Origin of the sequence: Variovorax sp. 679 (assembly GCF_003952185.1) — a bacterium.
Taxonomy (GTDB): domain Bacteria; phylum Pseudomonadota; class Gammaproteobacteria; order Burkholderiales; family Burkholderiaceae_C; genus Variovorax.
The window spans coordinates 182,348-198,518 of record NZ_RXFS01000012.1 but is presented as its reverse complement, the minus strand read 5'-3'; the positions used below and the strand labels follow the sequence as shown (position 1 = coordinate 198,518).

The 16,171-nt window shown below is 68.1% G+C and carries 18 protein-coding genes and 1 pseudogene; 12 read left to right on the top strand and 7 right to left on the bottom strand.

All coding sequences use genetic code 11. From position 1 onward, the window contains the following. Positions 1-186 (top strand): annotated as a pseudogene (locus EJO71_RS28140) (LysR family transcriptional regulator); the annotation flags it as partial. Here the strand turns inward: EJO71_RS28140 and EJO71_RS28135 are convergent. The 4 genes from EJO71_RS28135 to EJO71_RS28120 all read right to left on the bottom strand — a co-directional run bounded on the left by EJO71_RS28135 (position 183) and on the right by EJO71_RS28120 (position 3,368). Further along, on the bottom strand, positions 183-1,391 hold the full coding sequence (locus EJO71_RS28135; protein ID WP_125951786.1) for a beta-ketoacyl-[acyl-carrier-protein] synthase family protein: 1,209 nt from the start codon (positions 1,389-1,391) through the stop codon (positions 183-185). The pseudogene EJO71_RS28140 and the gene EJO71_RS28135 sit on opposite strands and share 4 nt — an antisense overlap. Further along, complete coding sequence (locus EJO71_RS28130; protein ID WP_125951787.1) at positions 1,388-1,630, bottom strand: acyl carrier protein; 243 nt, start codon at positions 1,628-1,630, stop codon at positions 1,388-1,390. Before EJO71_RS28130 ends, EJO71_RS28135 begins: the two co-directional genes overlap by 4 nt. 99 nt (positions 1,631-1,729) lie before the next feature. Further along, positions 1,730-2,464 (bottom strand): phosphatase PAP2 family protein, encoded by a 735-nt coding sequence (locus EJO71_RS28125; RefSeq protein WP_125951788.1) that lies wholly within the window; start codon positions 2,462-2,464, stop codon positions 1,730-1,732. A 61-nt stretch (positions 2,465-2,525) separates the two neighbouring features. After that, positions 2,526-3,368, bottom strand: coding sequence for a helix-turn-helix transcriptional regulator (locus tag EJO71_RS28120; protein ID WP_125951789.1), 843 nt, complete (start codon positions 3,366-3,368; stop codon positions 2,526-2,528). Positions 3,369-3,493: 125 nt separating this feature from the next. On the opposite strand from EJO71_RS28120, the gene EJO71_RS28115 reads away from it, so the two are divergent. Further along, complete coding sequence (locus tag EJO71_RS28115; RefSeq protein WP_125951790.1) at positions 3,494-4,759, top strand: MFS transporter; 1,266 nt, start codon at positions 3,494-3,496, stop codon at positions 4,757-4,759. Positions 4,760-4,799: 40 nt separating this feature from the next. Next, on the top strand, positions 4,800-5,549 hold the full coding sequence (locus EJO71_RS28110) for a sulfite exporter TauE/SafE family protein (protein WP_125951791.1): 750 nt from the start codon (positions 4,800-4,802) through the stop codon (positions 5,547-5,549). A 15-nt stretch (positions 5,550-5,564) separates the two neighbouring features. On the opposite strand, the gene EJO71_RS28105 is transcribed toward EJO71_RS28110, so the two are convergent. Continuing rightward, complete coding sequence (locus EJO71_RS28105) at positions 5,565-6,470, bottom strand: AEC family transporter (protein ID WP_125951792.1); 906 nt, start codon at positions 6,468-6,470, stop codon at positions 5,565-5,567. A 122-nt stretch (positions 6,471-6,592) separates the two neighbouring features. Between EJO71_RS28105 and EJO71_RS28100 the strand changes: the two genes are divergently transcribed. The 7 genes from EJO71_RS28100 (at position 6,593) to EJO71_RS28070 (ending at position 12,960) form a co-directional block, all read left to right on the top strand. Continuing rightward, the gene (locus EJO71_RS28100) at positions 6,593-7,567 is read left to right on the top strand and encodes a tripartite tricarboxylate transporter substrate binding protein BugE (protein ID WP_125951793.1); all 975 of its coding nucleotides are present in this window, start codon (positions 6,593-6,595) and stop codon (positions 7,565-7,567) included. A 70-nt stretch (positions 7,568-7,637) separates the two neighbouring features. After that, entirely contained in the window at positions 7,638-8,570 is a 933-nt protein-coding gene (gene xerD / locus EJO71_RS28095; protein ID WP_125951794.1) for a site-specific tyrosine recombinase XerD, read from the top strand. A gap of 39 nt (positions 8,571-8,609) precedes the next feature. After that, on the top strand, positions 8,610-9,581 hold the full coding sequence (locus tag EJO71_RS28090; protein ID WP_125951795.1) for a tripartite tricarboxylate transporter substrate binding protein: 972 nt from the start codon (positions 8,610-8,612) through the stop codon (positions 9,579-9,581). A gap of 26 nt (positions 9,582-9,607) precedes the next feature. Further along, positions 9,608-10,600 carry a tripartite tricarboxylate transporter substrate binding protein gene (locus EJO71_RS28085; RefSeq protein WP_125951796.1) on the top strand — a complete coding sequence of 331 codons (993 nt, stop codon included), beginning with the start codon at positions 9,608-9,610 and terminating at the stop codon, positions 10,598-10,600. A 55-nt stretch (positions 10,601-10,655) separates the two neighbouring features. Then, the gene (locus tag EJO71_RS28080) at positions 10,656-11,231 is read left to right on the top strand and encodes a TetR/AcrR family transcriptional regulator (protein WP_125951797.1); all 576 of its coding nucleotides are present in this window, start codon (positions 10,656-10,658) and stop codon (positions 11,229-11,231) included. 95 nt (positions 11,232-11,326) lie between these two features. After that, entirely contained in the window at positions 11,327-12,460 is a 1,134-nt protein-coding gene (locus tag EJO71_RS28075) for a thiolase family protein (RefSeq protein ID WP_125951798.1), read from the top strand. Between the two features lie 47 nt (positions 12,461-12,507). Then, positions 12,508-12,960, top strand: coding sequence for a MaoC family dehydratase (locus EJO71_RS28070; protein WP_125951799.1), 453 nt, complete (start codon positions 12,508-12,510; stop codon positions 12,958-12,960). Between the two features lie 7 nt (positions 12,961-12,967). Here the strand turns inward: EJO71_RS28070 and EJO71_RS28065 are convergent, their stop codons facing one another. Together EJO71_RS28065 and EJO71_RS28060 are read right to left on the bottom strand one after the other, a co-directional pair. After that, positions 12,968-13,654: a pentapeptide repeat-containing protein gene (locus tag EJO71_RS28065; RefSeq protein ID WP_125951800.1), complete on the bottom strand. Its 687-nt coding sequence runs from the start codon at positions 13,652-13,654 to the stop codon at positions 12,968-12,970. Further along, positions 13,651-14,463: a ferritin-like domain-containing protein gene (locus tag EJO71_RS28060; protein WP_125951801.1), complete on the bottom strand. Its 813-nt coding sequence runs from the start codon at positions 14,461-14,463 to the stop codon at positions 13,651-13,653. Before EJO71_RS28060 ends, EJO71_RS28065 begins: the two co-directional genes overlap by 4 nt. Positions 14,464-14,504: 41 nt before the next feature. Between EJO71_RS28060 and EJO71_RS28055 the strand changes: the two genes are divergently transcribed. Both EJO71_RS28055 and EJO71_RS28050 read left to right on the top strand, forming a co-directional pair. Next, complete coding sequence (locus tag EJO71_RS28055) at positions 14,505-15,029, top strand: gamma carbonic anhydrase family protein (protein ID WP_125951802.1); 525 nt, start codon at positions 14,505-14,507, stop codon at positions 15,027-15,029. A gap of 124 nt (positions 15,030-15,153) precedes the next feature. Further along, entirely contained in the window at positions 15,154-16,152 is a 999-nt protein-coding gene (locus EJO71_RS28050; protein WP_125951803.1) for an Hsp33 family molecular chaperone HslO, read from the top strand. Positions 16,153-16,171 lie beyond the last annotated feature (19 nt).

Below are 16,171 nucleotides of genomic sequence, written 5' to 3'. Positions count from 1 at the left end.
GAATACTTCGTCGAGCGCGAACTGCGCTCCGGCGAACTGGTGCTGGCCTGTCCGCATCGGGCGCCTTCGAGCCGGGGCTATAGCGTGTTCGTGGCGCCGAGCCGCACGGACGATCCGCTGGTCAGCGCTTTCGTGGCTTGGCTGCGCGCGGCAGCAGAGCCGCCGCAGGAGGCGCTGGCCGCCTAGGCGCGGCGGAAGAGCAGTACCGAGTTCGTGCCGCCGAAGGCGAACGAGTTGCTGACGGCGGCTTCGAGCGACGGTGCAGCCGTGTCGTCCTGCGTCACGAGGTTCAGCCTGCAGTCGGGATCGACCTCGCGGCAGTTCGCGTTGGGCGGCAGTTGCCGCTGGTTCAGCGCCAGCACGGTGACGAGCGCCTCGATGGCGCCCGCCGCGCCCAGCATGTGGCCATGCAGCGCCTTGGTCGAACTCACGCGCAGCGAATCGAGCTCGTCGCCCCACACCTCGGCCAGCGCATTGCGCTCGACCACGTCGCCGATGCGCGTGGCCGTGCCGTGCGCGTTGCAGTAGCCCACGTCGCGCGGCTGCAGGCCGGCCTGGCGCAGTGCAGCGCGCAGCGCGCGGGCCTGGCCCGGGGCGTCGGGCTTGGTGAGATGGGTGGCGTCGCTGCTCAGGCCCCAGCCGGCCAGCGTGGCGTAGCTGCGGGCTCCGCGCGCACGTGCGCGTTCGGCCGATTCGAGGACCAGGAAGGCCGCCCCCTCGCCGAGCACGAAGCCGCTGCGGTCGGTGGCGAAGGGCCGCACCGCGCCGGCTGCTTCCCCGGGCTGGAAGCTGGCCAGCGTCTGCATCGCCTGCCATGCGACCACCACGCCGGGAACGATCAGCGCTTCGCTGCCGCCGGCGATGGCGAAGTCGACCTCGCCGCGCTGCACGGCCTTGGCCGCCTCGGCGATCGCGGCCGAAGAAGAAGCGCAGGCGACCGAATAGGTGAGCACCGGGCCCTTCACGCCCTGGCGCATCGCCACGTGGGCGGCCGGCGCATTGGGCATGAATGCGGGAATGGTGAGCGGCGAGACGCGGCCGTTGCCTCGATAGGCCGCCTCGAGCGCCGCCGCACCGCCCATGCCGCAGCCGGAGAAGACGCCGACGCGCTCGGGGTCGGCATCGGAGGCGGCAAGGCCCGCGTCGCGCATCGCCAGATCGGCGGCAGCCACGGCCAGCTGGCTCACGCGGTCGACACCGGCGAGCTGCAGCTTGGTGAACCAGCGGGTTTCATCGAAGGCCACGGTGGCCGCTGCGGCTGGCTTGGGCAGGTCGGCAAAGACGGGCTGTATGGCCGAGCGGCCCTGCAGCAGGGCCTGGAACAGTGCACCGGGCTCGTCGCCATGCGGTGCGACGACGCCCAGCCCGGTGACGGCGACTTCGTGGTTCACGCGGCTTTCGCGGCCCTGACCTTGTCGACCAGCTGCGCGAGTTCGGCCAGGGTGTCGATGTTCGCGTCCTCGTCGGGCATGGTGATGCCGAAATGGTCTTCGATGGCGAACAGAAACTCGGCGAGGGCCAGCGAATCGAGTCCGCCGGTTTCACGCATCGAGGCGTGTGGGTCGAGCTTCGACGGTTCGATGCCGTACTTCTCGTGGATCAGGTCCTGCAATTCCTTCAGCGAACTCATCGTGCAATGCCTGTCGTCGTGTGCCGCCGATCGATCGCCGCCCAGTGCGGTCCTGTTGAATCAATCGATCCCTTCCTCGTCGGCCAGTGGTGAGTGTGGTCAGTGAGGACGGATGATATCCGCTCCAACCTGAGGGGAATCCCCTCGCAAACGCCCACCCGGCCGCCAGCGCAGCGAGGGTAGCGCGAACGCCATACCCAGCAGTGCGCCGGCCGCGACATCGAGCGCCACGTGCTGCTTGACCGCCAGCGTCGAATAGGCGATGGCGGCGAACCAGGTCCAGTTGAGCACGCGCCACAGGGCAGGCGTGCGGGCCTCGCGCAGCACGTCCTCGATGCGGATGGCGGTGAAGATGGCCACCGCCACGTGCATCGAGGGGCAGGCATTGCCCGCAGCGTCGACGCCTTGCAGCATCGCGAAGCCCGGGTAGCCGGAGACGTCGATGGCCAAAGGAGGTATCTGGGTCGGCCAGAAGTAGAAGATGCCCAGCCCGGTGATGCAAAGCCCCCCGATCCACAGCCCGTAGACCACCAGTTCGCGGAAGGTGAGCTGCAGCCCCGGCGCGATGCCCACGTACACCCAGAGCGAGAGGTACGGGCCCAGCAGAAAGGCCTGGAACGGGATCAGGTGGTCCAGCGGCGTCAGCGGCATGACGACGATCGGGAACGACGGGTTGCGCAGCAGGTGGAAGTAGCCGATGAAGAACAGCCAGGTGAAGACCGTGGTGCCGACCGCCTTCAGCAGGAAATGGCGGCGCACGCGAAGCCAGATGTCGGCGGTCCACGTGGGCGGCCTGGCGCCGGGCGCCGCGTTCAGGGAGATCGGTGAGTGCATGGTGTTGTCGGCCGCCGATCTTGCCAGAGCGTCGTGAAGCACCCGCCCATGCCCCGACGTGTCAGGAGGGCGCGGGCCGCTTGCGGTGCTGGAACGAGGTGGGCGAGCGGCCGGTGGCGGCCTTGAACATCGCGCAGAAGGCGCTGTCGGTGGCGTAGCCGCTGGCGGCGGCCACCTGGCTCACGGCCATGCCGCGCGCCAGCAGCGGCAGCGCATGGGCCATCACGGCCTGCTGGCGCCATTGCTGCCAGCTCATGCCGAGCTGGTCGCGGAACAGGCGTGCCACCGTGCGCTCGCTGGCGCCGATGGCGGCGGCGCGCTCGGCGAGCGTGGCGCGGTCGGCCGGGTTGCGCAGCAGCGTCTCGCAGAGCTGGCGCAGGCGCTTGTCGGTGGGCAGCGGCACGTCGATGCGGATCTGCGTGGCGCGCTCCAGCTCGTCGACCAGCAGCGGCGCGATCATGCGCTCGCGCTGCGGCGCATGCGCGTCGGCCGGCGGCAGGCCGTCGGGCGTGGTGTCGAGCGCCAGCATCAGCGCGCGCAGCAGGGGGCTGATTTCGAGCACCTCGCATTTCTCCCACGAGGGCGAGATCCAGGCGTGCAGGTAGACGGTGCGCAGCTCCGCGTCTTCTATCAGCGTGATGCTGTGCGGCATGTTGGCCGGCACCCAGAGCGCGCGCGAGGGCGGCACGATGTAGCTGCCGTCCTGCGTGCTCAGGCGGATCACGCCGCGCGTGGAGAAGGTGAGCTGCGGCCACGGATGCTCGTGCAGCTCGACCAGCGTGTCGGCGCTCAGGAAGTGCTCCTTGGCGCGCAGCGGACGCACCGCGTCGGGGGCGTAGAGGTGCGGCGTGAGGGATGCGACGCTGTTGATCGGGGCGGCCGCGCCGCGCAGTTTGGCGGCCACGGCGCTTCTGGATGTGGAAGAAACGGCGCTTGGCATGGTTTCGACAAATGTTGTCGCTGTATCGCCATTCTGCCGCTTCCCCGACGCATAGCATCGGTGCCTGCCCCGTTTTTTTGTAGCAATCCATGTCCTCAACCTCGCCCACGAGCGCTGCTTCTTCCTCTCCCACGCCAACCCTGCGCACCGACGCCAAGCTGATCGGACTGGTCGGCCTGGCCCATGCCGTCAGCCACTTCAGCCAGCTCATCCTGGCGCCGTTGTTCCCGTGGCTGAAGGACGCGTTCAACGTGAGCTACGTGGAACTGGGCGCGGTGCTCACCGTGTTCTTCGTGGTCTCGTGCATCGTGCAGGCGGCCTCGGGCTTCATCGTGGACAAGCTGGGCCCGCGGCCGGTGCTGTTCGTCGGGCTCGGGGCGCTGGGGCTCGCGGCATTCGGCTATGCCATGGCGCAGAGCTACTGGATGCTGCTGCTGTGCGCGGTGGTCGGCGGCATCGGCAACGGCGTGTTCCACCCGGTCGACTACACGCTGTTCAACCGCAAGGTCGCGCCGACGCGCCTGGGCCACGCCTACAGCGTGCACGGCATCACCGGCAGCCTGGGCTGGGCGCTCGCGCCGGCCTTCGTGGTGCCGATCGCCATCGCCTTCTCGTGGCGCGTGGCGCTGGCTTCGGCGGGGGCCGTGGCCCTGCTGGTGCTGCTGGTGCTGTGGATCTACCGCAGCGTGCTGTCGCTCGACGCTGCGGCCGTGCACAAGGCCACGGGGCAGGGCGAGCATGCGCATTCCGGCGGCGAGTTCGACTTCCTGCGCATCCCGGCCGTGTGGATGTGCTTCGGTTTCTTCTTCTTCTATGCCGTGGTGATCAGCGTGGTGCAGACCTTCGCGCCGGTGGCCGCGGGGCACCTGCATGCGGTGCCGGTCGCTCTGGTGGCGGTGTGCCTCACGGTCTACATGGTGGCGAGTGCCGCGGGCATGGTGGTGGGGGGCTTCCTGGCGTCCGATCCGTCGCGTTGCGAGCGCATCGTGGGCATCGGCTTCGGCATCGCGGCTGCACTGGCTCTCGCGCTGGCCTTCGCGGACTTCCCGCCGATCGTGGTGCCGGTGCTCTTCGGCGCCATGGGCTTCGTCTCGGGCGTCGCGGGGCCTTCGCGCGACCTGCTGGTGAAGAAGTCGACGCCGCCCAATGCGACCGGGCGCGTCTACGGCGTGGTGTACGCGGGGCTCGACATCGGGCAGGCCCTGGCGCCGCTGGTGTTCGGGCGGTTGATGGACCACGGGCAGTACACGAGCGTGATCGTCGGGCTGGCGCTGGTGCAGGGCGTGCTGATCGCCAGTGCGTTCAACGTGCGTCGCGTGCGGCGCACGGCGCTCGTGGTGCCTGCTTCGGCCTGAGTCCCCGTTCTGCTGAAGTGCGGTCGATATCATCGACCGCATGCAAGCCTTGTATGTCTATGTGATCGCCGGCGCGGTGCTGGCGGGTTTCGTGCAGGGCCTGTCCGGCTTTGCGTTCGGGCTGGTTGCGATGTCGGTTTGGGCGTGGACGCTGGAGCCGCAACTCGCCGCGGTGCTTGCGCTGTTCGGCGCGCTGACGGGGCAGGTGATTGCCGCGGTCACCGTGCGGCGCTCGTTCGATAAAAGCGTTCTCTGGCCCTTCGTGCTCGGCGGGCTGGTCGGGGTGCCGTTCGGCGTGTGGCTGCTGCCGCATCTCGATCTTGTCGTCTTCAAGCTGTGTCTCGGCGTGCTGCTGGTGCTTTGGTGCCCGGCGATGCTGATGTCGCAGCACCTGCCGAAGGTCGAGTTCGGCGGGCGCGCGGCTGACGCAGTGGCCGGCGCCATCGGCGGAGCGATGGCGGGCATCGGAGGGTTCTCGGGGACCATTCCCACGTTGTGGTGCACGCTGCGCGGATTCCAGCGCGACACGCAGCGCGCGGTGATCCAGAACTTCAATCTCTCGATGCTGATGGTGGCGTTCGCCATTCATGTTTTCAGCGGGAGCATCGGGCGCGCCGTGGTGCCGTTGCTGGGGCTCGTCGCGCTGGCCGTCGCGGTGCCGGTGTTGCTGGGGGCCCGGCTCTATATCGGGATCAGCGAAGCGGCGTTCCGGAAGGTAGTGCTCGGGTTGCTGACTGCTTCCGGGGTGGCCTTGCTGGCCTCTGCATTGCCCGCACTGCTGCGGCGCTGATCCGACAGGCAAGCCTCACCGCGGCAGCGCCAGCGCAAACGGCAGGCTCAAAACCCCCAGCAAGGTCGACAGCGTCACAAGCCCCGCCACATACGGCCCGTTGTAGCCCATGCGCGCCGCGAGCACGTACGCGCTCGACGCGGTGGGCACGGCCGAGAAGGCCATCAGCACCGAGGCCTGCATCGCGTCCAGCCGCAGCGCCAGCGCCAGCCCCCACGCGACCAGCGGGAGGATCAGGTGGCGGATGGCCAGTATCGACACCGCCAGCATCTTGCCCGTGCCCAGCGTGGAGAACTTCATTCCCGCCCCTGCTGCCAGCAGCCCCAGCGCCAGCGATGCGGCCCCGATGCGCGTGAGCGTCGGCGTCGCCCATGTGGGCACGCTCAGGCCCAGCACGTTCGCCAGCAGGCCCGCCACGGTCGCGACGATCAGAGGGTTGCGCACCAGCTGCCGCACGAACCCGGTCTGCGCGTGGCGCGTCATCGGCCACACGGCTGCGATGTTGAAGATGGGCACGCAGACGCCGATCAGCACGGCGATCAGCAGCAGCCCCTCCGACCCCGCCAGCCGCTCGGCCAGCGCGAGGCAGATGAACGAGTTGAAGCGGAACGCGACCTGGGCGCTGGCCGCATGGTCGCGGCGGTCGATGTGCGAGCCGATGCCGGGCAGGAAGGGCAGGGCGTAGGCCATCGCGATGCCGCAGGCGCCTACGCCGACGCCCGCAGCGAGCAGGCTGGACGTCGCACCGAAATCGAGCGGGCTGCGCACGATCGAGTGGAACAGCAGCACCGGAAAGAGAAAGTAGTAAACCAGGCTCTCGACCTGGTCCCACACGCGGCGGTCGAGGGCGGTGTAGCGGCAAAGGAGCCAGCCGATGGCAATGAGGGAGAAGTCGGGGAAGAGCAGCTGCGCGTAATTCACCGCTTCGAGGATAAACCCGCTTGACCATGGGTAATCCAGAGCACGAAGAACGCCCCCGAGCCGCTAGCATCCGTGCTTCGTTTTTCGACATCGGTCGAGTCAGATCAAATAAGGAGTTTTCGATGCAACGTCGTCAATGGGGCGCGATGGTGGGAGCCACGGCACTGGTCATGGTCGCGGGTCAGAGCTTTGCGCAGGGTTATCCCAACAAGCCCGTCGAACTGAGCGTTCCGTTCGCACCGGGCGGCACGACGGACATCGTGGCGCGCGTGATCTCCGATCCGCTGGGCAAGGTGCTGGGCCAGCCCGTGGTGGTGATCAACCGTGCAGGCGGCGGCGGCATCGTGGGTGCGGCCGAAACGGCACGCGCCACGCCCGACGGCTACAAGCTCGGCATTGCCACGGTCTCGAGCACGGCGGCCAACCCGGCCATCAACCCGAAGACGCCGTACGACCCGATCAACGACTTCACGCCGATCATCAACATCGCGGCCACGCCGAACATCATCGCGGTCAACCCGAGCTTCCCGGCGAAGAACTACGCCGAGTTCGTGGCCGAGCTGAAGAAGAACCCCGGCAAGTATTCGTACGCATCGTCGGGCACGGGCGGCATCGGCCACCTGCTGATGGAGCTCTACAAGAGCCTGACCAACACCTTCGTCACGCACATCCCGTACCGCGGCGCGGGCCCGGCGCTGAACGACGTGGTGGCCGGCCAGGTGCCGATCATGTTCGACAACATCCCCTCGGCGATGCCCTTCATCCAGAGCGGCCGTCTGATCCCCATCGTGGTGTCGGCGCCGCAGCGCCTGGCCGCGCTGCCCAACGTGCCCACCTTCAAGGAAGTGGGCCTGGAGCCGGTGAACCGCATGGCCTACTACGGCATCCTCGGTCCGAAGGGCCTGCCGAAGGAAGTGGTCGAGAAGATCAGCGCGGGCGTGAAGAAGGCCGTGGAAGAGCCCGCGGTGCGCAAGCGCATCGAGGACACCGGCTCGCTGATCGTGGCCAACACGCCCGACCAGTTCGCCGCGCAGATCAAGGCCGAGTACGACGTGTACAAGCAGGTCGTGAAGAAGCAGAACCTGAAGCTCGACTGAGGGCTCTTCCTCGCACCAGGGAAGCCGCCCGCGTGCCGGGCGGCTTTTTCTTTTTGCTATCTTGCAAGGCATGACCGAGGCCGCCCCGAAGACAAAAGCACAAGCATCCGCGCAGACACCCGGCATCGACGATTTCATCGATGCCCTGTGGCTCGAGGACGGGTTGTCGAAGAACACGCTGGCCGCCTATCGCCGCGATCTCGCATTGTTCGCGCAGTGGCTGCATGCGCAGCGCGACGGCGCCGGGCTCGACACCGCCAGGGAGACGGACCTGCAGGCCTACATGGGCGCGCGCCTGTCCTCCAAGGGCAAGGCCACGTCGGCCAACCGCAGGCTCACCGTGTTCAAGCGCTACTACCGATGGGCGCTGCGCGAGCGCCGCGTCGCGGCCGATCCGAGTATCCGGCTCATGCCCGCGAGGCAGATGCCGCGTGCCATCAAGACGCTGTCGGAAAAGCAGGTCGACGATCTGCTGGGCGCACCCGACGTTGAATCGCCGCTCGGCCTGCGCGACCGGGCGATGCTGGAGCTGATGTACGCGAGCGGCCTGCGCGTGAGCGAGCTGGTGGCGCTCAAGGCCACCGACATGAGCCTGAACGACGGCGTGCTGCGCGTGCTCGGCAAGGGCAACAAGGAGCGGCTCGTGCCCTTCGGCGGCGAGGCGCGGCGCTGGATCGAGCGCTACCTGGAGGAATCGCGCCCCGAGATCCTCGCCGGGCAGCAGACGCCCGACCTGTTCGTGACCGCGCGCGGCGCGGGCATGACCCGCGTGATGTTCTGGATCATCGTGAAGAAGCACGCGACCGCGGCGGGCATCCATGTGCCGCTGTCGCCGCACACGCTGCGCCATGCCTTCGCCACCCACCTGCTGAACCACGGCGTCGATTTGCGCGCGGTGCAGCTGCTGCTGGGGCATGCCGACATCTCCACGACGACGATCTACACGCACGTGGCGCGCGAGCGCCTGAAGCAGCTGCATGCGCAGCACCACCCGCGCGGTTGAGGGCGCGCGGTTCTTTCCAAAAACGAGGAGACACGATTCATGAAAAAGAAGATGGCGACCCTGCTCGCGGCCGCACTGCTGGCCACAGGCAGTGCCGCGTTCGCGCAGGGCTTTCCGGCTGCCAAGCCGATCCGCCTGATCGTCGGCTATCCGCCCGGCGGCGGCATCGACTTCGCGGCGCGCACGGTGCAGGTGCCGCTGCAGGAGGCGCTCAAGCAGCAGCTGGTGGTCGACTACAAGCCCGGCGCGAGCGGCATGATCGCGGCCACCGAGCTCACGCGCCAACCCGCCGACGGCTACACGCTGCTGCTGGCCAACACCGGGCCGTTCGCCATCGCACCGTACCTGCAGAGCAAGCCGCCGTACGACCCGATCAGGCAGTTCACCTACATTGGGCAGATCAGCCAGGGCAGCTATATCGCGGTGACGCGGCCCGACCATCCGGCGAAGAACTTGAAGGAGTTCGTTGCCTGGGCCAAGGGCCAGCCGGGCAAGGTCAACTTCGCCTCGGGCGGCAACGGCACCTCGACGCACCTGAACGGCGAGCTGATGAACCAGGTCACGGGGCTCGACATGACCCATGTGCCGTACAAGGGCAGCGCGCCTGCGGTGCAGGACCTGATCGGCGGGCAGACGCAGATCCTCATCGACGCGGGCAGCGTGCTGCTGCCGCAGGTGAAGGGCGGCAAGCTCAAGGCGCTGGCGGTGACCGGCCCGGTGCGCGACCCGCAGTTGCCTGACGTGCCGACGGTGAAGGAGCTGGGGCTTGCGGGCATGGAATCGGTCGGCTTCCAGGGACTCGTGGGGCCGGCCAACATGCCGAAGGATGTTGTCGAGCGGCTCTCCGGCGAGCTCGCAAAGGCGCTGGCGCAGCCCGAGATCAAGGCCAAGTTCGCGACGGCCGGCGCCGAGGTGCATTCGCTCGGCCCGGTCGAGTTCGCGGCCTTCGTGAGGGCGGACAATGAGAAGTGGTCCAGGCTGATCAAGGAGCGCAAGCTGCAGCTGGACTGACGCAATCAATCACGTACGCAGACGACATGAATTTCCTCGCTTCCTCGAAGCCCTCGCGCCGCACGGCGACCCGACTCCTTGCCGCTGCAGCGCTGTGCGCCGCTTCCGGCGCTTTCGCGCAGGCGGTGCCAAAGACCGTGCGCCTCATCGTCGCCTACCCGGCGGGTGGCGTGAGCGACGTGGTCGCCCGCGCACTGGGCGACCGGCTGGCCGCGCAGATGGGCATCACGGTGATCGTGGACAACCGTGCCGGCGCGAGCGGTGCCATCGGCATGGATGCCGTCGCCAAGGCTGCGCCCGATGGCGCGACGCTGGGCTTCTCGGCCATCAGCCCGCTGGTGCTGAGCCCGCACCTGGGCAAGCTGCCCTTCGATCCGCTGAAGGACGTGGCGCCGGTGGCGAGCGTGATGTATTCGCCCGTGCTGCTGATCGCCACGCCGGCGAGCAAGGCCAAGGACTTCAAGGCGCTGATCGACGATGCCAAGGCGCATCCGGGCGCGGTGCGCTGGGCGACCTCGGGGCCGGCGTCGCTCGGCCACATCGTGCTGGAGCAGCTGCGCGCGGCCGCGGGCGTCGACATCACGCACGTGCCCTACAAGGGCGGTGGTCAGCAGCTCAACGATGCGATCGGCGGGCAGTTCGAGATCCTCTCGACCAATGCGAGCCCGACGCTCTCATCGCACATCCAGTCGGGCAAGCTGCGTCCGCTGGCGGTGGGTGCGCCCGCGCGCCTCGAGAGCCTGCCGCAGGTGCCCACGCTGGGCGAACTGGGCTACAGGGCAGCCAACATCAATTCGCTCTTCGGCGTGTTCGCGCCCGCGGCCACGCCGGCTGCACTGGTCGCGAAGTACAACGCCGAGATCAACAAGGCGCTGGCCAGCCCCGAGCTGCGCGCCAAGCTCACGGCCACCGACAACGTACCGACCGGCGGCACCCCGGCCGCGTTCGCGAAGGAGATCGCCAGCGAGTTCGAGAGCAACGGGCGCATCGTCAAGGCGGCGGGCATCAAGGCTGACTGACGCCTTCATGACACCTCGGCTTGTGGTTTGATTTTCCCTACCTTATAGTAGGTAGATGACCAACGCCACAGCCCTTGCCACAGGCAGTACCCGCGAGCAGATCCTCGCGGTGGCGCGCGGCTTCATCGAAACGCGCTCCTACCTGGGCTTCAGTTTCCAGGACGTGGCCGACGCGGTCGGCGTGCGCAAGGCCAGCCTGTATCACCACTTCCCGACCAAGGAGGCGCTGGGCGTCGCGGTGATCCGCGCGGCCACGCAGGGCTTCAAGGACTGGGACGCCGCCCGGGCGCGCGAACCGAAGGACGCGCTCGAATCGTATTTCCGCATGTACCGCAACACGCTCAGGGCAGGCTCGGGCATGTGTCCTGCCGGGGCGCTGGCGCCCGGCTGGGGTGTCATCAACGACGAGTTGCGCCAGGCCGTGCAGGAGCTGCGCAACACGCAGGTGACGTGGCTCACCGGCGTGCTGGGCGCATTGATGCCCGAGCGGAAGAAGGGCGCCTCGGTCGCCTCGCTGGCCGCGTATGTGTTTTCGGTCTGCCAGGGCGCGCTGCTCTCGGCGCGCATGACAGGGCGCGTGGACGACTTCGACGAAGCCGTCGCGCAACTCAGGAGTTCACTGCCTGGCTGATCGCCCGGCCTGACGCAGGCACGCTCCGGTGTGCCTATTTTTTTGACCTTGAAGCCTACCGATTGGATGGTAGTCAAACTGCTGGAGCACATCCCATGAAAGCCGTCATTTCCGCCTACGCCCGTTCCCCGTTCCATTTCGCGAAGAAAGGCGCGCTCGCCGAAGTGCGGCCCGACACGCTCGCCGCCGGCGTGGTGCGCGGCCTGCTGCAACGCACCGACCTCGATCCCGCGCTGCTCGAGGACGTCATCCTCGGCTGCGCCTACCCGGAAGCCTCCCAGGGCAACAACCTCGCGCGCATCGTCGGGCTGCTGGCCGGCCTTCCGCACGAGGTGGGCGGCATGACGGTGAACCGCTTCTGCGGCTCGTCGATGCAGGCCGTGCACATCGCTGCCGCGCAGATCGAGGCGGGCATGGGCGACGCCTTCCTGTGCGTGGGCGTGGAGTCGATGACGATGGTGCCGCAGGGCGGCTTCAACTTCTCGCCAAGCCCGGAGCTCAAGGAGAACACCGACGCCTACATCTCGATGGGCGAGACCGCCGAGAACGTGGCGCAGCGCTGGAACGTGAGCCGTACCGACCAGGAAGCCCTGGCGGTGGAATCGCACCGCAAGGCGGCCCAAGCGCGCGAGCAGGGGCGGCTGGCAGGCGAGATCGTGCCCGTGCGCCTTGCCTCCGGCGATGTGATCGATGCCGATGGCTGCATCCGGCCCTCGACTTCGGCCGAGGCGCTTGCGAACCTCAAGCCCGCGTTCCGCCCCGACGGCGTGGTCACTGCCGGCACTTCGTCGCCGTTGACCGATGGCGCCGCCGCGGTGCTCGTCACCAGCGACGCCTTCGCGGCGAAGCACGGCCTGCAGGCGCTGGCACGCATCAGATCCTTCGCGACCGTGGGCGTCGACCCGGCGATCATGGGCATCGGCCCGATTCCCGCGACCCGCAAGGCGCTTGCGCGCGCCGGCCTGAGCGTGGCCGACCTCGACGTGATCGAGATCAACGAGGCTTTCTCCTCGCAGGCGCTGGCCTGCATCCGCGACCTCGGGCTCGATCCGGCCAAGGTCAACCTCGACGGCGGCGGACTTTCGATCGGCCACCCGCTGGGCGCGACCGGCGCGCGCATCACCGGCAAGGCGGCCTCGTTGCTGGTGCGCGAGAAGGGCCGCTATGCGCTGGCCACGCAGTGCATCGGCGGAGGGCAGGGCATCGCGACCATCCTCGAGCGCGTCTGAACGCCGGAGCGCCCGAGAATGACGGTTGCCACAACAAAGGAGACCCCATGGCCAAGCTGTATCTCGAAGACCTGAAGGTCGGCGATCGCTTCCGGAGCGCCGAGCACGCGCTGGATGTGGCGCAGATCAAGGCCTTCGCGCAGCAGTTCGATCCGCAGCCTTTCCACACCGACGAGGAAGCCGCGAAGAACACCTTCTTCGGCGGCCTTGCCGCGAGCGGCTGGCACACGGCCGCGCTCACGATGAAGCTGCTGGTCGAAAGCGGCATTCCGTTGGCCGACGGCATCATCGGCTCGGGCGGCGAGCTGCAATGGCCCCGGCCGACGCGGCCTGGCGACGTGCTGCATGTGGAGGGCGAGGTGATTGCAATCGTGCCCTCGCGCTCGAAGCCCGGCCGCGCGATGGTGACGATGCACTGCCGGACGCTCAACCAGCGCGGCGAGGTGCTTCAGGACTTTTCGCCGAAGCTGGTGGTGCACGCTAGGCCCGCATCGGCCTGAGCCGCGTTCAGACCACGCGCAGGCCCAGTTCCTCCACCAGCGAGGCGGCCTGCCGGTGCGAGATGGTGGCGCCCTTGAACTGCGCTGCGTTCGCGAGCCGAAGCCCTCCCAGATCGACTTCTCGCAAATCGGCGTCTTCGAAGCGCGCGAGCTTCAGGTGCGCGTTGCGCAGGCTGCCGCCTTCGAACACCGCCTCGCGGAAATCGCAGCCGGACAGGTCGGCCTCGGAGAAGTCGAGCTGTTCGAGCTTCTGCTTGCGAAACGACATGCCGCGCAGGCGCGCGTCGACCAGCAGCGAGTCCTTGAAGCCGATGCCCAGCGCCGACACTTCGCCGAAGTGCGCGCCGGTGAGCTTCACGCCGCTGAAGAACGCCGAGGCCAGCTTGGCGCGCGCCCATTGCGTGTTGTTCAGGTCGCTGTCCTGGAAGCGTGCGTTCGTCAGGTCCGCGAGGCCGAAGTCGGCCTGGCGCGCCCTGCATCCGGCCCAGCGGGTGTCCGACAGCAGCGTGCGGTCGAACGAGGTCTCGGCGAAGTTGCACAGCGTGAACTGCGCGCCGCGCAGGTCGAGACGCGACAGGTCGGCCTCGTCGAAATTGCAGCGCTCGAAATGCAGGGGCTCGTTGCCCTTGCGGTCCTGCAGGCAGGCGAGCAGGTCGGGGCGCGACCAGGTCTGGTCGGAAACTACGGTGGTCATTCGGGGCGGGAGTCGGTCAGCGCACGAAGCTCTTCGGGGCTGAAGCCCGCCCGGCTGCGTGCCTCGAGGTTGAAAGGCGGCTTGTGGCGCGGCGCGTCATAGCGCGCGACCAGCGTGGGGTAGGTGGCCTCCGCATCGAGGCCCGCGCCATCGCACAGCCAGCGGTACCAGTGATTGCCGATGGCGACGTGGCCCACTTCGTCGCGCAGGATGATGTCGAGGATCTCCACCGCGCGCAGCGCATCGGGCGTGTTCACGCGCTTGAGCTTGCCCTGGATGAGCGGCGTGGCGTCGAGCCCGCGCGCCTCCAGCGTGCGTGGCACCAGCGCCATGCGGGCGAGCACGTCGTCCTTCGTCTTCTCGCACATGTTCCACAGGCCGTCGTGGCCGGGGAAGTCACCATAGCGCCAGCCCATGTCCTGCAGGTGCGAATGCAGCAGCGTGAAGTGCAGCGCCTCTTCGTCGGCCACGCGCAGCCAGTCGCGGTAGTAGGCCTCGGGCATGCCGTCGTAGCGCCACACGGCGTCGAGCGCGAGGTTGATCGCGTTGAACTCGATGTGGCAGATCGAATGGATCAGCGCGGCGCGTCCCTCGGTGGTGAACGGCGAGCGCTTCTGCACGGCGGTGGCGGCCACGCGCAGCGGCCGCTCCGGGCGGCCGGGCACGCCCAGGTCGTCGCCTGGAGTGCGGATCGGCTCGGTTGCTATGGAATCGGTAGCGCCATGCAAAGAGATGGCGCGCGTTGCAGCCACCTTTTCATCGGGGTCTGTCAGGCGCAGCGCGGCCAGCGCGCTCAATCGGGGGTGCATCCCTACAATTCTAGGTTTTGACCTTGCAGGGACTGCAAACAATGGCGCTCTACGAACTCGACGGTGTGGCCCCCCAGGTGGGCGAAGGTGCATGGGTGGCCGACAGCGCGGAGGTCATGGGCAACGTCAGGCTGGCGGACAACGCCAACGTGTGGTTCGGCGCCGTGCTGCGCGGCGACACCGAGACGCTGAGCATCGGGCGCAACAGCAACATCCAGGACCTGTCGGTGCTGCACGCCGACATCGGCTGCCCGCTCACCGTCGGCGACAACGTCACCGTCGGCCACCAGGTGATGCTGCACGGCTGCACCATCGGCGACAACACCCTGATCGGCATCCAGGCCGTGGTCTTGAATAACGCGAGGATCGGCCGCAATTCGATCGTTGGCGCCGGCAGCGTCGTGACCGAGGGCAAGGAGTTTCCCGACAACTCGCTCATCATGGGTTCGCCGGCCAAGGTGGTGCGCACCCTCGACGACGAGGCGGCCGCCAAGCTGCGCCAGGGCGCGGAGAACTACGTGGCGAACGCCCGCCGCTTCGCCAAAGGCCTGAAGAAAATTGGCTAACCCCCAGGCTTGCCCACTTCGTGTGGCCGCCAACCCCCTTGCAGGGGGCAATACCGGCGGCCCGGCAAAGCCGGTTCCGCGGTATTCCGCGCGAAGACTGTTTTATTGAGAGAGGACCAATGTTTTGAGCGAGCTGCACAAATTCCTGTTCGATGGCCTGCCGGTGCGCGGCATGATCGTGCGCCTGACGGATGCGTGGCAGGAGATCCTCGCGCGGCGCGCCTCCAACACCGCCACCGGCGCCTATCCGCCGCCCGTGGCCGAACTGCTCGGCGAGATGACAGCGGCAGCCACGCTGATGCAGGCCAACATCAAGTTCAACGGCGCGCTGATCCTGCAGATCTTCGGCGACGGCCCCGTCAAGGTCGCGGTGGCCGAGGCCAAGCCCGACCTGAGCCTGCGCGCGACCGCCAAGGTGATCGGCGACCTGCCGGCCGATGCGCGCCTGCCCGACATGGTCAACGTCAACAACAAGGGCCGCTGCGCGATCACGCTCGACCCCAAAGACAAACTGCCGGGCGTCACCCCTTACCAGGGCGTGGTGCCGCTCTTCGGCGACGACGGCGAGAAGCTCGGCAAGCTCAGCGACGTGCTGCAGCACTACATGCTGCAGAGCGAGCAGCTCGACACCACGCTGGTGCTCGCGGCCGACGACAAGGTGGCCGCGGGCCTGCTGATCCAGCGCCTGCCGGTGAAGGGCGAGGGCAACCTCGAAGGCACGTCCGACAAGGACCACGACCAGGCCAACGAAGACCAGATCGGCCGCAACGAGGACTACAACCGCATCTCGATCCTCGCGTCGAGCCTGACGCGCGACGAGCTGCTGACGCTCGATGTCGAAACCATCCTGCGCCGCCTGTTCTGGGAAGAGAAGCTGCTGCGCTTCGAGCCGCAGGCCGGCCTGCTGGGCCCGCACTTCGCCTGCACCTGCGGGCGGGAGCGCGTGGCGCAGATGATCCGCGGGCTGGGCGTGGAGGAGGCCGAGGGCATCCTCGCCGAGCGCGGCGACATCGAGGTGGGCTGCGACTTCTGCGGCAAGCAGTACCGCTTCGACGCGGTCGATGCCGCGCAGCTGTTCAAGCCGCTGGGCGACCAGATTCCGGGTAGCCCGGTCGTCCAGTAAGAGCAAGCAAGAAGCCGCT

What these genes read in the sequence shown, in the direction of transcription:
- EJO71_RS28065 (WP_125951800.1), bottom strand. Translation starts at nt 13,654, where the DNA reads ATGACCACCGTAGTTTCCGACCAGACCTGGTCGCGCCCCGACCTGCTC.
- xerD (WP_125951794.1), top strand. Translation starts at nt 7,638, where the DNA reads ATGACCGAGGCCGCCCCGAAGACAAAAGCACAAGCATCCGCGCAGACA.
- EJO71_RS28130 (WP_125951787.1), bottom strand. Translation starts at nt 1,630, where the DNA reads ATGAGTTCGCTGAAGGAATTGCAGGACCTGATCCACGAGAAGTACGGC.
- EJO71_RS28110 (WP_125951791.1), top strand. Translation starts at nt 4,800, where the DNA reads ATGCAAGCCTTGTATGTCTATGTGATCGCCGGCGCGGTGCTGGCGGGT.
- EJO71_RS28125 (WP_125951788.1), bottom strand. Translation starts at nt 2,464, where the DNA reads ATGCACTCACCGATCTCCCTGAACGCGGCGCCCGGCGCCAGGCCGCCC.
- EJO71_RS28075 (WP_125951798.1), top strand. Translation starts at nt 11,327, where the DNA reads ATGAAAGCCGTCATTTCCGCCTACGCCCGTTCCCCGTTCCATTTCGCG.
- EJO71_RS28100 (WP_125951793.1), top strand. Translation starts at nt 6,593, where the DNA reads ATGCAACGTCGTCAATGGGGCGCGATGGTGGGAGCCACGGCACTGGTC.
- EJO71_RS28080 (WP_125951797.1), top strand. Translation starts at nt 10,656, where the DNA reads ATGACCAACGCCACAGCCCTTGCCACAGGCAGTACCCGCGAGCAGATC.
- EJO71_RS28070 (WP_125951799.1), top strand. Translation starts at nt 12,508, where the DNA reads ATGGCCAAGCTGTATCTCGAAGACCTGAAGGTCGGCGATCGCTTCCGG.
- EJO71_RS28115 (WP_125951790.1), top strand. Translation starts at nt 3,494, where the DNA reads ATGTCCTCAACCTCGCCCACGAGCGCTGCTTCTTCCTCTCCCACGCCA.
- EJO71_RS28055 (WP_125951802.1), top strand. Translation starts at nt 14,505, where the DNA reads ATGGCGCTCTACGAACTCGACGGTGTGGCCCCCCAGGTGGGCGAAGGT.
- EJO71_RS28090 (WP_125951795.1), top strand. Translation starts at nt 8,610, where the DNA reads ATGAAAAAGAAGATGGCGACCCTGCTCGCGGCCGCACTGCTGGCCACA.
- EJO71_RS28060 (WP_125951801.1), bottom strand. Translation starts at nt 14,463, where the DNA reads ATGCACCCCCGATTGAGCGCGCTGGCCGCGCTGCGCCTGACAGACCCC.
- EJO71_RS28085 (WP_125951796.1), top strand. Translation starts at nt 9,608, where the DNA reads ATGAATTTCCTCGCTTCCTCGAAGCCCTCGCGCCGCACGGCGACCCGA.